This window comes from Shewanella sp. 10N.286.45.A1 (genome assembly GCF_041470405.1).
Lineage (GTDB): Bacteria > Pseudomonadota > Gammaproteobacteria > Enterobacterales > Shewanellaceae > Shewanella.
Genome location: NZ_JBFRMK010000130.1, coordinates 1 through 12,719, shown reverse-complemented (window position 1 = coordinate 12,719; position 12,719 = coordinate 1). Strand labels below are relative to the sequence as shown.

11 protein-coding genes and 1 tRNA gene are annotated in these 12,719 nt (G+C 42.3%); 8 read left to right on the top strand and 4 right to left on the bottom strand.

What is annotated here, in order from left to right:
• Positions 1–422: 422 nt before the first annotated feature.
• Positions 423–647, top strand: a complete 225-nt coding sequence (locus tag AB4238_RS10975) for a cytochrome c3 family protein (protein WP_371993149.1) — start codon at positions 423–425, stop codon at positions 645–647.
• A 65-nt stretch (positions 648–712) separates the two neighbouring features.
• Here the strand turns inward: AB4238_RS10975 and AB4238_RS10970 are convergent.
• From AB4238_RS10970 to AB4238_RS10960, 3 genes are all read right to left on the bottom strand, one after another.
• Positions 713–789, bottom strand: a tRNA-Pro gene (locus AB4238_RS10970).
• A gap of 134 nt (positions 790–923) precedes the next feature.
• Positions 924–2,708, bottom strand: coding sequence for a DUF3413 domain-containing protein (locus AB4238_RS10965; RefSeq protein ID WP_372033479.1), 1,785 nt, complete (start codon positions 2,706–2,708; stop codon positions 924–926).
• An 85-nt stretch (positions 2,709–2,793) separates the two neighbouring features.
• The gene (locus tag AB4238_RS10960) at positions 2,794–3,012 is read right to left on the bottom strand and encodes a YejL family protein (protein WP_020912377.1); all 219 of its coding nucleotides are present in this window, start codon (positions 3,010–3,012) and stop codon (positions 2,794–2,796) included.
• 456 nt (positions 3,013–3,468) lie between these two features.
• On the opposite strand from AB4238_RS10960, the gene yejK reads away from it, so the two are divergent.
• The 3 genes from yejK to AB4238_RS10945 all read left to right on the top strand — a co-directional run bounded on the left by yejK (position 3,469) and on the right by AB4238_RS10945 (position 6,505).
• Positions 3,469–4,497 carry a nucleoid-associated protein YejK gene (gene yejK / locus AB4238_RS10955; protein WP_371993145.1) on the top strand — a complete coding sequence of 343 codons (1,029 nt, stop codon included), beginning with the start codon at positions 3,469–3,471 and terminating at the stop codon, positions 4,495–4,497.
• Positions 4,498–4,765: 268 nt separating this feature from the next.
• The gene (locus tag AB4238_RS10950; protein ID WP_372033478.1) at positions 4,766–5,647 is read left to right on the top strand and encodes a 6-carboxytetrahydropterin synthase; all 882 of its coding nucleotides are present in this window, start codon (positions 4,766–4,768) and stop codon (positions 5,645–5,647) included.
• A 15-nt stretch (positions 5,648–5,662) separates the two neighbouring features.
• Positions 5,663–6,505, top strand: coding sequence for a M23 family metallopeptidase (locus tag AB4238_RS10945; protein WP_372033477.1), 843 nt, complete (start codon positions 5,663–5,665; stop codon positions 6,503–6,505).
• 70 nt (positions 6,506–6,575) lie between these two features.
• Here the strand turns inward: AB4238_RS10945 and AB4238_RS10940 are convergent, their stop codons facing one another.
• Positions 6,576–7,082, bottom strand: coding sequence for a DUF2062 domain-containing protein (locus AB4238_RS10940; RefSeq protein WP_372033476.1), 507 nt, complete (start codon positions 7,080–7,082; stop codon positions 6,576–6,578).
• A gap of 77 nt (positions 7,083–7,159) precedes the next feature.
• Between AB4238_RS10940 and AB4238_RS10935 the strand changes: the two genes are divergently transcribed.
• The 4 genes from AB4238_RS10935 to AB4238_RS10920 are packed head-to-tail and all read left to right on the top strand — an operon-like array spanning position 7,160 to position 12,506.
• Entirely contained in the window at positions 7,160–9,472 is a 2,313-nt protein-coding gene (locus tag AB4238_RS10935; RefSeq protein ID WP_372033475.1) for a DNA internalization-related competence protein ComEC/Rec2, read from the top strand.
• 33 nt (positions 9,473–9,505) lie between these two features.
• On the top strand, positions 9,506–11,329 hold the full coding sequence (gene msbA / locus AB4238_RS10930) for a lipid A export permease/ATP-binding protein MsbA (protein WP_372033474.1): 1,824 nt from the start codon (positions 9,506–9,508) through the stop codon (positions 11,327–11,329).
• Positions 11,330–12,328: a tetraacyldisaccharide 4'-kinase gene (gene lpxK, locus AB4238_RS10925; RefSeq protein ID WP_372033473.1), complete on the top strand. Its 999-nt coding sequence runs from the start codon at positions 11,330–11,332 to the stop codon at positions 12,326–12,328.
• Positions 12,329–12,332: 4 nt separating this feature from the next.
• Positions 12,333–12,506: a Trm112 family protein gene (locus AB4238_RS10920; protein WP_020912385.1), complete on the top strand. Its 174-nt coding sequence runs from the start codon at positions 12,333–12,335 to the stop codon at positions 12,504–12,506.
• The last annotated feature ends 213 nt before the right edge of the window (positions 12,507–12,719 follow it).

Here is a 12,719-nt window from a genome sequence, read left to right as displayed (position 1 = left end):
TATACTGATTGGTATAAAGCCATTAGCTACAATTTATTAACTTTCGCTTAGGATAGCAACAGATAGCGTATTGTTTTACTCAATAATACTCGCCTTATTCGTTTTTGCTCTTATGGAATTAGCGGGTGGGGGAGCTGCACATATTGTTAGGTCAATATTTAGAACTCTTTTGATGTTCTTACAGATAAGATCTAGTTCACAGCATTGATATCTTATCGGTTGCCTATTCAGCTTTTGTTCATGAAAGCACTGCATTTTAAGATTCAATTAATGTTAGTTGCTATCATAGAAGACATAGGTTTTCATCGTTTAAGCTACTCATTTTCAAAAAGCTTTTACCGATGTAATTTTAAAAAATGTGCTTAGATAGTCTGTAACATTTCAGAGTTTAAGTGCAACAACTCCGTGATTAAGGAACTGTTATGAAATACTTATCTATGTTTGCTGTACTAGCCTTCTCTGCTTCTGCAATGGCTGTAGATTGTACTGAATGCCATGAAAAAATTGATGTAGCAGCACATACTGAAATGGAAGCGACAATTGCAACTTGTAACGATTGTCATGACATGGAAAGTGCCCATGAGTTAGATACTGAACTACACACTGTTGATTTAACAATCAAAGAGTGTGCTGACTGCCACGACTAACTGAGAGGTTAGTGGCCTTTAGCCAATAAAAAAGCCAGCTATATGCTGGCTTTTTTATTTTTAATTGGTCGGGATAACAGGATTTGAACCTGTGATCTCTTGTCCCCCAGACAAGCGCCTTACCGGACTAGGCCATATCCCGAAAATGTCTACAGAATAAATGATAATTTGAGGGAATTCTGAAGAGCCAGCACTGTAACAAGTCAGTTGAGTCACTGCAAGCGCTTCATTAACATCATTGTTTTGTTTGGCTAGTTTATAAACTTTTCAGCTACCCTAATGAATATAAAACCTTCTGCCCTCACGCATTACTTCAATTAACTCTGGGGCGCTCATTTTCTTTTTAAGGCGTTTTTTATACTCAGAGTCGTAAATCCGATACTTACCGTGTCGATCGATAGTCGTTATTTCAGACTGCTGATAAATGGCAAATATACGATTGTCACCGGTATAAACCCAGGTTCTGTCACTTGGCTGCATCAAGCTGCTACCCGCACTAAAGTCAGTTGTTGGATTGGTACAGCCAAGTACTTGTGTCATCAATGTTGGCACAAGTGCATTGTGAGTTGTTCTGTAGTTGATGCGTTTATGTGCACTCTGTTTAGGCCAATGAATAACCATTGGAACTTGAACGTTATCTGGCGAAAGGTTTACCCTGGCTTCAGTTGGATTACTGGTAAACATTTTCCCACTGACACCGGTGATGACAACTAAAGTGTTGGCTGGTAAATCAGTCAGTATCTCTTTCAACTGACTATCAATAAAGTTCAATGACTGGCGGTATTGATTGAATAACACTTTTTCAGCAGATTTTAGCGATCTATCTGCTTTTACTGTCTTAACACCAAGAAAGCCTATCGGTGTGTCGTAGCTATCGGGTGATTTTAAATTTAATAGTGTAAACCAAGGTTGTGTTGATGCCTGAATCCACTGCTGCCAGTTTTCAACGGAGCTGATATCTGAACTTGCGTAACTATCATCATATTGTGAGTCAATTCGCTCGAAGTCATCAAAAATAGCCTGAGGGCGAGCGATGGTATCTACACTGGTAAACAGCCCCAGCTGATAGCCACTGGCCGCGAGCTCTTGAGTGAGCACAGGGCTTTCATAATGCAGGTCTATGGCATTCATATAACTGCCTTGTAAGCCGTAAAGCAGGCTGAACATACCGCTACTAAATTGGTTGCCACCACTTAAATGCTTTTGAAAAGTTTGGTTTTTATCAGCGTATGCCGTTAAGAAAGGCATGGTTGTACTGTCGACTAACTTTGCCTGAAGGCTATCAATCGCAATGAATAATATATTTGGTTTATCATCTGGCGTACATTGCATAGGTGATAAAGGGTACTTGAGACTGGTTTTGGGTCTCGTTTGATCTTGGTCTTCAAGGCTGTTGTCGATACCATAACTTTCCATGAAGCTTCTTGCTGTCGCTGGATAGGATAGCGGGTAAGCATCATCAAACTGTGTTATTTCGGTAACGTCAGCGGCATCGCCCCAAATATGTATCAGGTGACTGGCAATGAAGCATAAGCCAACGACCCCAACGACTTTGTTGCCATAATTACGCTTACGGATTTTTTCGATACGTTTCCACAAATAATTAGCGAGCGTTAGCTCTAAAGCTAAAATGCCGATTGGCGTAATAATGTAGGAGGTGCCTTGCAATAACCCATTCAAATCAGCCCAAGCTAAATCAAACACAAAAGGGCTAAGGTGCAGACCATAGTCATCATAAATAATGGTGTCGTAAAGCAGCATACATAAACTTAATGTAGCGACGACAGCGGCATAGCCTCTGAGTATCTTTGAGTATGGAAGTAACAGAGTAATAGGAAAAATGAGTACCAGATAGACCATAAAAGCGAGAAAGCTAAAGTGGCCAATGGTGCTTAACGCTAGATAGCTCCAGCCTACGATTGATTCAGGAAAACCAACAGTACCGAGATATCGATAGCCGACAATAATAGCCAGTAAGCCATTATAGAAAGCAAACCAATGTCCCCAGCTCACTAAACGTGAAACTCGATCTCGTCCTATCTGTTTTTGTCGCTCAACCATGCTGACTCATTTTTCTCTTATATTGCAGTTAATGGGCTTAAGCTTAAATGGTTAAACCCTTACTCAATGTGGCTCTTTGTTTAGTCTAGCTATTTTTAACCGACTGCGATAAAGCTTTTGCAAACTGCTCTGTAACAACTTCACGAGCTTCAGCAGGTACTTTATTTTGCAACAGGTGAGTTACGCAGTTCCCTAATGCCATCAGACTCAAGTCTGTTGGTGATTGATGCTTCTCTAAAACTGCTAATAGCTCAGTAATGAGTGATTCAACTTGCGTGTTTGAATATTTAGATTGGATAGCCATAATTGAAAAAGTTCACTTTAAATCTTGATTAACGGCATATAATAACGGATTTTTCCGATAAGCTCTGCACTTTTTAGCCTCCTGTTGAGGCTTTTATCATTTATTGTGTACTGGAATGAGTTAATGCTTGATTGCGCAGTGTCAATTCAAACAGTTGCAATGAGCTCTGTAGGGGAGATATGCCAGTTATTTACATCCTTATTAGATAACCGATATAAATTGATTAGTGCTGCTTAATTACCATTATGACCTCGCCAATCACATAGTTAAAACCTTTCCCATGGCGAACTATTTATCATCTAGATTTCTGGTTTCTGTCTGGTATGATATCTGCCGTCATGTTATCCATGTAGCCGACAATTAGCGAAAAGCTACAGGTGTATACAAACCTACTTATTTATCATTATAGAGCTGATTCGCTGGCTATAGCTCTAAGCAACTTTCTATCGAGGCTCAATGAGTATTAACGTCGAACAAGCAATCATCCATGCCATTTCTCAAGATGGAGACGGTCAGCTCAGCTGTCGTTTACGCCCACAGCCGTTGTTAAACAGCCAAGCCGTAGAGACGATGTTAGATGAACTGCATCAAACCTACACCACAAAGGCTGGTAAAGGTTTTGGTCATTTTGGTATAAGCGGTGATGACGGTGAAGCAAATACCAAGTTCGAAGCTGCATTGAGCCAATATCGTAGCAATGATTTAGGCTTTGTTGAGTTTTCAGGTATTGCAGGGAAATTACTGCAGGAAGAGCTCGCTAAGTATGACTTTAGCACTGGCGGTTTTCTGTTGCTTTCTTGCTATACCTATATGACTAGCGACTTTTTGTTTGTATCCTTGCTTAACGCTAAGTCATCAATGACAGTGTTAGATGATATGGAGCTGACGCAAAATACACACTTAGATCTCAACAACGTCCAACTTGCCGCTCGTATTGACCTGACTGAATGGCAAGCAGATCCTGAGTCTAAAAAGTACATCTCTTTTGTTCGTGGACGAGCAGGTCGTAAAGTCGCTGACTTTTTCCTTGATTTCATGGGCTGTGTTGAAGGTGTTAATACCAAAGCACAGAACAAATCATTGATGAATGCCGTTGAGGATTTTGTTGGTGGCAGTGAACTGACAAAAGATGAGCGCCAAACCGCGCGTGAGCGAGTGTTTGATTACTGTACTGAGCGCTGTGACGAAGGTGCTGATATTCAGATTAAAGATCTCGCTGATGAGCTAGCAGATCAAGGTATGGATTCATTCTATGACTTTGCTCAGGGTGGAGATTACGACCTCGAAGAGGAGTTCCCTGGTGATAAGCCAACCCTGAGACAGTTGAAGAAGTTTTCAGGTACTGGCGGCGGCGTGACACTCAGTTTTGACAGTCAGCATCTTGGTGAGCGTGTGATTTACGATCCAGTGTCAGACACGATTATCATAAAAGGTGTGCCGGCAAACCTTAAAGATCAGCTTGACCGACGTTTAAAAGGTGAATAGATAGACAGTCTTTTGAGCTGGAATCGAAGCCGAGTGTTTTAGCGCTCGGTTTTTTTGTATCTAAGGTTTAGTTATTGACCGCTCTTCGTTTAAAGTGGTCGAATATTGCTGTTTATCATTGTAAGCTACAGCAATTATTGTAATAGCAATCAGTATCAAAGATTGACCGCTCAGCGAGTGATTTAGATATTGATTGCTATGATTTCATCCTGCAGCCATTGCTGCCTGGATTTTGCAAGGTAGACTGTTTTTCTACCTAGGAGCTTAAATGCAACTATTCGTTAAAGATTTAACTGTAATTGATTTTTCATACCTGTGTCCAATTCGTGGCATGGTGGGTGAAAGTTGGATTGTCGATGTTTTGTTAGATGGCGGCTTAGATGAGCAAAACATGGTGCTCGATTTTGCAAAGGTAAAACGAACCATTAAAAACACCATTGATGACGTTGCTGATCATCGTTTATTGATCCCAACGGCTTGCAGTGAAGTGCGCTGGCAACAGCAAGGTGACAGAGTCTGGATGGATTTCGATAGTCAACAGGGCGGTATGCACTTAGCGTGTCCGTCGCAAGCATTTGCGCTGATCCCAAGTGAAATTATCGATTTTGAAAGTGTTAATAAGTTCTTGCAAAAAGCACTTAAAGAGGTGTTACCTGCGAACGTAGAAGGGATCTCTTTAACGCTGCGAAATGAAATTCATGATGCTCCTTTTTATCATTATACTCATGGGCTTAAGAAGCATGATGGCAACTGCCAACGGATTGCTCATGGGCATCGAAGCCCAGTTACGGTGTTTGAAAATGGGGTGGCTGCACCTAAATGGGATGAGTATTGGGCTAAACGCTGGCACGATATTTACCTTGGAAGTGACGAGGACTGTGTATCAGTACAAACGCTAACCCTTTCCCCACAAACACAAATTAATGACAACACGCATTTGGGCTTCCATTATCAAGCTCCACAGGGCGATTTCCAACTGGCTATGCCTAAGGGCTGTTGTGACGTATTGCCCCACGATACAACCGTAGAGTTATTGGCTGATTTTATGGCGCAGACTTTATCTGACAAAGTGCCAAGTAGTAACTTTAAAGTCATCGCTTATGAAGGGATCGGTAAGGGTGCTATCGCAAGCAGACAATGTAAAAGTTAAACCCAAGGAGATATTTTGAATAAAATTGCCTCACTAACCATTTTTGGTATTGCAGCTCTGGCCTCTGCTTCAGCGAGCGCTCAAGTTGAATTAAATGGCGAGTTTAAACAAGGCGCCTTGATCCGGGCTAAAGTTCAACCTGGCACGCAAGTCTATTTGAACGATAACGTCATCAAGGTTAATCCAAATGGCGAATTTGCTTTTGGGTTTTCGAGAGAAGCAGAGTTAAAGCAAATGCTGAAGCTCGTTTATCCTGACGGTTTAACTGAGTTGAAACCACTGACTATTGAAAAGCGTGACTATAAGATTCAACAAGTCAATGGGATCAGTAAGAAGATCATGAAGCCTGATCCTAAGGCGCAAAGCCGAGCAGCGAAAGACAGTAAACAGGTCAAAGCAGCCCGAGCGCAATTTAGCCCGAATAACGCGTTTAACCAAACGTTTATCTGGCCGCTTACTGGGCGTATTTCTGGTGTCTATGGGAGTCAGCGAGTCTATAACGGCAAACCCGGCACGCCACACTACGGTGTGGATGTGGCAGCTAAAACAGGCACTGTGGTAGTGGCTCCTGCGGATGGTGTTATCTCACTATCAGTCGCAGATATGTTTTACTCCGGTGGTACCATGATTATTGACCATGGTTATGGTGTAAGCTCGAGTTTTCTTCATCTGAGCAAACTGTATGTTAAAGAGGGACAGATTGTTAAGCAGGGAGAGAAACTTGCAGAAGTTGGCGCGACAGGCCGTGCGACGGGACCGCATTTAGATTGGCGAGTTAACTGGTATCAAATGAGACTCGATCCAACCACAATAGTCCCTTCGATGAAAAGCGTACTTGAAAAGCAATCTACGAAGTAAAAAAGATGACAGCCAATAAAAAGCAGCGATAAGCTGCTTTTTTTGTGGCTGTATTATTTGCCTCGGCGCTTTACTTATTGCGGCTTTTCCACTTAAACAACACTGAGTATTTCCATAATGTTTTTATGGTGAAGTATGAGGTAACGGCAAAAAGTCCGCCTAAGACTAGGCAACCAAGCAAAAATGATGGACCAATGGTTTCAATTGAAGACTCAACCCATTGCCAGCTTGCTTCAAATGCAAACTCTTGAGGAGGATTACCGAGGAGCTTCGCACCAAGTATATAAGCCACATAAAACATAAAGGGCATGGTTACCGGGTTTGTGACCCAAACCAGCGCAACGGCAAGAGGTAGGTTTACATTAAAAAGTATTGCCAGCGCTGCTGCTAATACCATTTGAAAGGGCATAGGGATCCAAGCAACAAACAGTCCTACTGCAAATGCACCAGGCGCAGAGCGTCGGTTTAATGCCCATAAATTGGGTTTCAGTAACAGATCACCAAACATGCGCAGATTTTTATGATTGCGCAATGTTTCAGGCTTCGGCATAAATCTTTCTAATAATTTTTTTGGCATAACTTGAATTTGCTGTCTTAACTTACGTCACTATGAATGGATTCATGTGTGGCTTTTGTGCCACGATAATATCAGCAATGCTTTGGCCATCGCTCCCTCAACTTGCTACCTTGCCGTTTATTATTATTCTGGCAATGGTTATTATTCGGCATACCCCAGTGTTGGCGGGTGGCCTAATTGCACTTAGCTGGATAACGACTTTTAATGCGTTATTAATGAGCTGGGATACAAGTGAAAACGTCGACACGATAGATGTTAAGGCCGAAATCATATCACTAGTTCACTCAAACGGCGACTGGATTAGTATGGATATTATGCTGATTGATTCAATTTTGCCCCACTCGGTAACCAGAAAGCTTAGATTATCATGGTCAAAACCGCCAAACGTTGAAGTCGGTCAGCAATGGCAGCTAACCCTCAGGCTAAAGCCAATCACTAGCTTGTTGAATCAAGGTGGTTTTAACCAGCAGAAGTATCTGCTTAGTAAACATATTTTTGCTAAAGGTAAAGTCATTGATGGTCAATTAATATCTAAAAGCAGTGACGTTAGAACCACACTGATTAAGCAACTTAAACCTGCACTCAAGCAATACCCATCACAAGACTTAATGTTGGCGCTATTAGTTGGTGACAAAAGCTTAATGACAAGCGAACGCTGGCAGCAGTTGAAAAACACAGGTACTGGTCATCTGTTTGCTATCTCTGGGTTACACCTTTCGGTTGCTTGTTTTTGGGGGTATATACTCAGTAAAACCATTCTGTATCAATTATTAGCCAATCAAAGTAGACGTAATGGTGTCATTGCAATGCTGGTGTGCGCTTTGACGGCGATTGTTTATGCTTATCTTGCGGGCTTTTCTGTTTCAACCCAGCGCGCACTCATTATGTTGCTTGCCTATTTGTCTACATGGTTATGTAGTCGACATTCAAGTAGCTGGGAGAGATTGCTTTATGCGTTATTTGTGGTGTTACTGATAGACCCATTAAGTCCGCTTAGTGCCAGTTTCTGGCTGTCTTTTATGGCGCTGGTGGTCATTCTAGTCACTATATCTACTTATTCACCGGCCCAAATCAGCAAGCACTCAAGCAACGAGGCTTTCGATGAAATAGTCGTTCAAACATCATTTACTTCAATATATAGTTATTGCCGGCGCGCAGTACTGCAGTGGTTCGTACCGTTTTGGGCGATTCAATGGAGGCTCGCGTTAATATTAGGGCTGTTACAGGCAAGCTTCTTTGCCGGAACTTCAATCATCAGCGTAGCGGTTAATTTACTGCTAGTACCTTGGTTTAGCTTTGTGGTGATCCCTTTGGCTTTGCTTTCTTTGTTGCTGTTCATTATTGGATTGCTAAGCGGTGTAGAAATTGATTTTGCTAATACTTTTTGGCTCGCTAATCAGACGCTAGAACCGGCTCTCTTTTTACTTGATTATGCGAGTAAACTTTCATTTGCATGGCTTGATCTCTCTAGTCAATGGATTGCAGTATTACTCAGCGCTATAGCTGGCTTATGGTTTTGCTATCAGTTTAGAGATATTTATTGGCGAATAGCTTTAAGCGCGATGTTACTGCCAATCACTCTATTGTGGTTCCAGCATTATTCAAATGAACAAGACCAGCAGTGGAAAGTACACATGCTTGATGTTGGTCAGGGAATGTCTGTCGTGATAGAAAGCAATGGCAGGGCTATTGTTTACGATACGGGTGCCAGCTTTGGTACTAATTTTAGTTATGCTGACCGGGTAGTGTTACCTTTTTTAAAGCACAAAGGAATTAGTCAAGTTGATTACTTAGTCATAAGTCATGCTGATAATGATCATGCTGGTGGGACTGATGTGGTCATGGCTGCATTTCCAAATGCTCAGATTATTTCAGATACCGGCGCTAAAGGTGCCATAGATTGCCGTCCTAAAGCGTTTATGTGGCAAGCTATAAAGCTTGAAATAGTGGCGCCAACATTGGCAACAGCAGGTAATAATGGTTCTTGTGTTGTCAGGCTCAGTAAAGAGGGGAATAGCATTTTGCTGACCGGCGATATTGAAGCCACTGCCGAGCTTGCGTTGCTAGTCGATAAAGCGATAGCCAGTCAGGTGATGAGCGCGCCGCATCATGGAAGTAGAACTTCATCAAGTTTAGACTTTATAAACACCGTTGCACCGGAACTGGTTTTATTTCCTGCAGGCTTTAACAATCGCTATGGATTTCCTAAAGAGGACGTGGTTGCGCGTTATCATCATTTAGGTATCGAGACATTAACGACAGGGGAGCTGGGACAGTTAAGTGTGATATTTAAGCACGGAAGTGTTGATTATTATACATATCGCTCGGATTTTGCTCCATTTTGGTATAACCAAGTGTTTAGGTTTGGTGTGAACGAAAATCCAGAGTAGAATAGTTTTTTTGCCAACACGTTAAGTCTCCCAATGACAACATCTCCTAAAAGTGAAGTGTGGACGGTTTTTAAGCGCCTACTGGGCTATTTAAAACCTCTTAAAGCTGTTTTATTTTTTGCCATAGTTGGCTTAACGATGTACGCATTAGTTGATGCAACCTTTATTGCAGTTATAAAACCTTTTATTGATGAAGGTTTTGGTGGCCAGGCCAGCCAAATACCAACAGGAGCTGGTGGGCTTACTAATTTAGATCTTGGCACCAGTGGTGGCTTTAACTCAGGCAGCGATGTGCTGATGATGGCACCTATCGTGGTGATTGTGTTGTTTAGCCTCAGAGGCTTAGCAAACTTCCTATCGACCTACTGCATCTCTTACATGAGTGCGCGGGTGATTATGGATCTGCGTCAAGAAGTGTTTGAACACTACCTAACGCTACCTGTTAGCTACATTGATAGTGAGAACACAGGTAATTTAATCTCTCGTGTTACCTACGATACAGAACAAATCGCCCGCGCTTCAGGTAGTGCTTTAATTACTATTGTCCGCGACAGCATCACTGTTGTTGGCATGATAGCTATTATGTTTTACTTCTCATGGAAACTGTCGCTGGTGATATTTATCATTGGCCCTATTATTGGGCTGGTCATTACCGTTGTGAGTCGTCGATTCAGGAAGGTATCTAAGAATATACAGGCGGCTATGGGCGGCGTAACAGCTGCGACAGAACAGATGATTAAAGGCCATAAGAATGTACTGTCTTTTGGTGGTCAAGAAACCGAAGCGCAGCGCTTTGCTAAAGTAAACGATCAAAATCGTTATCAGACGATGAAGCTTGCCACCGCACAAGCTATTAGCCAACCTTTGGTGATGATTATAGGGTCATTTGCTATTGCCTTTATCTTATACGCTGCCAGTATCGACAGCATGAAAGCCGAGCTGACCGCGGGTACATTTGCCACGATTTTGGGTGCGATGTTGGCAATGTTACAACCAATTAAAAATTTGACCCGTGTTAATGCTGAGTTCCAACGTGGTATCGCTGCATGTACAACTGTATTTGAATTACTTGATACCAAACCTGAAAGCGATACAGGCACGTTAGACGTTGAAAGAGTTAAAGGTGAATTGGTATTTAACAATGTTGACTTCAGCTACCCAGGACACGACAAGCTCGCATTGAACGGAATTGATTTTACCGTAGAGCAGGGCAAAACATTGGCGCTAGTTGGGCGTTCAGGCTCTGGTAAATCGACTATCGCAAGCTTAGTAACTCGGTTTTATACCGGTCTCAAAGCGGGCGAAATTACCCTTGATGGCAGCAACATTAATGACTATACGTTGGCGTCGCTGCGTAGCCAAGTTGCACTTGTATCGCAACAAGTCACGTTATTTAATGATTCAATCGCGAATAATATCGCCTACGCCTATCCTGGTGAAGCAACCCGAGCGCAAATTATTAACGCAGCAACACTTGCTCACGCGATGGAATTTATCGAGCCTATGCCCGAAGGGCTAGACACCCAAATTGGTGAAAATGGGGTTATGCTTTCTGGTGGTCAAAGGCAGCGTATTGCTATCGCAAGAGCGATACTACGTAACTCACCTGTATTGATTTTAGATGAAGCGACCTCCGCGTTAGACACAGAATCAGAAAAGGCGATTCAAGATGGTCTAGATAACCTAAGACATAATCGTACATCAATTGTTATTGCTCATCGCCTATCAACAATTGAAAGTGCTGATCAGATCCTTGTTGTTGATCAGGGGCAAATTGTTGAGCGCGGCACGCATACATCGCTACTTGAAAAGCAAGGCATCTATTACAACCTATACCAAATGCAGTTTGGAAGCTAAATGCAATCTTGGGTTAACAAACTATGGTACGACGGGCATATTTTACGTTTTGTCCTTTGGCCTTTGTCCTTGGTATTTGCCGCTATAACTTGGTTTAGACGGCAGCTCTACACTGTTGGTGTTAAACCGCAAGCCGTTTTGCCTGTACCTGTGATTATTGTCGGCAATATTACTGTTGGTGGTAGTGGCAAAACCCCCACAGTAATATACCTCATAGAGTTACTTCGTAAGCAAGGCTATAAGCCAGGTGTTATCAGTCGCGGCTACGGGGTTGATATTGATGGCGTTCGCTCAGTTTATACTGGTGATAGCGCATGCTTGGTCGGTGATGAACCAGCAATGATTGTGGCAAGAACGCAAGTGCCAATGGTAGTTGGGGCTAAGCGGATAGATGCTGCGCATCAATTACTAAATGATTTCGATGTCGATCTCATTATCAGTGATGACGGTTTACAGCATTATGCGCTTGGGCGCGATATAGAGCTTGTTATTCTTGATGGTGAGCGTCGATTAGGCAATGGAATGTTACTTCCAGCTGGACCCTTAAGAGAAGGTCAATGGCGCACCAGTACTGTCGATCACGTCATTATTAATGGCGGCGAAGCTCAACGTGGTGAACAACAAATGTTATTAAAGCCAACCTTATGGCACTCTGTAAATGGTAAACAGAGGCAAAGTAACGCACCACAACCTGAACAAGAAGTGGTGGCTATGGCTGGAATTGGTAACCCCTCTCGTTTTTTTGATACATTAGCTGGTATGGGCTACCGCCTCGATAGGGTGCAAGCATTCGATGATCATAGTGCATATAGCGAAGCAACATTGTCAGCGCTTGCTGCTGAACGTCCACTGCTAATGACAGAGAAAGATGCGGTGAAATGTCGCGAATTTGCAAAAGATAACTGGTGGTATCTCGCAGTTGATGCGAAGCTATCTCCTTCATTTGATCAACAACTTTTGACCCGTGTTAAACAAGTGGTCGAAGAGAAACAAAGGTAACAGCATGGCATTTGATAAAAAACTACTCGATATTGTTGCGTGTCCAGTATGTAAAGGAAAGCTTGAGTATAATAAACAAGATAATCAACTTATTTGTAAGTTCGATAAAATTGCTTACCCGATCAATGATGGCATCCCTGTTTTACTTGAGAACAAAGCTGAGCCATTAGCTGAGTAATCATCGTTGATTCTGAATAAAAAAGCGCCACAAGGCGCTTTTTTATTGATGATTTACAAAGTGTACAGATAGTCGGTGAATTTATTCAAAGTCCTTTGTACAGTGTTTCTATCCATTTATCTTCCGAGATAAAATTCCAGCTCCAGCCTTTCCATTTCTCTGGTAAGCCTTGTTTCTTTAGATCTTCTAATGCAATACCAGATTGCTTTTGAT

What these genes read in the sequence shown, in the direction of transcription:
- AB4238_RS10975 (WP_371993149.1), top strand. Translation starts at nt 423, where the DNA reads ATGAAATACTTATCTATGTTTGCTGTACTAGCCTTCTCTGCTTCTGCA.
- AB4238_RS10965 (WP_372033479.1), bottom strand. Translation starts at nt 2,708, where the DNA reads ATGGTTGAGCGACAAAAACAGATAGGACGAGATCGAGTTTCACGTTTA.
- AB4238_RS10960 (WP_020912377.1), bottom strand. Translation starts at nt 3,012, where the DNA reads ATGGCTATCCAATCTAAATATTCAAACACGCAAGTTGAATCACTCATT.
- yejK (WP_371993145.1), top strand. Translation starts at nt 3,469, where the DNA reads ATGAGTATTAACGTCGAACAAGCAATCATCCATGCCATTTCTCAAGAT.
- AB4238_RS10950 (WP_372033478.1), top strand. Translation starts at nt 4,766, where the DNA reads ATGCAACTATTCGTTAAAGATTTAACTGTAATTGATTTTTCATACCTG.
- AB4238_RS10940 (WP_372033476.1), bottom strand. Translation starts at nt 7,082, where the DNA reads ATGCCAAAAAAATTATTAGAAAGATTTATGCCGAAGCCTGAAACATTG.
- AB4238_RS10935 (WP_372033475.1), top strand. Translation starts at nt 7,160, where the DNA reads ATGCTTTGGCCATCGCTCCCTCAACTTGCTACCTTGCCGTTTATTATT.
- msbA (WP_372033474.1), top strand. Translation starts at nt 9,506, where the DNA reads ATGACAACATCTCCTAAAAGTGAAGTGTGGACGGTTTTTAAGCGCCTA.
- lpxK (WP_372033473.1), top strand. Translation starts at nt 11,330, where the DNA reads ATGCAATCTTGGGTTAACAAACTATGGTACGACGGGCATATTTTACGT.
- AB4238_RS10920 (WP_020912385.1), top strand. Translation starts at nt 12,333, where the DNA reads ATGGCATTTGATAAAAAACTACTCGATATTGTTGCGTGTCCAGTATGT.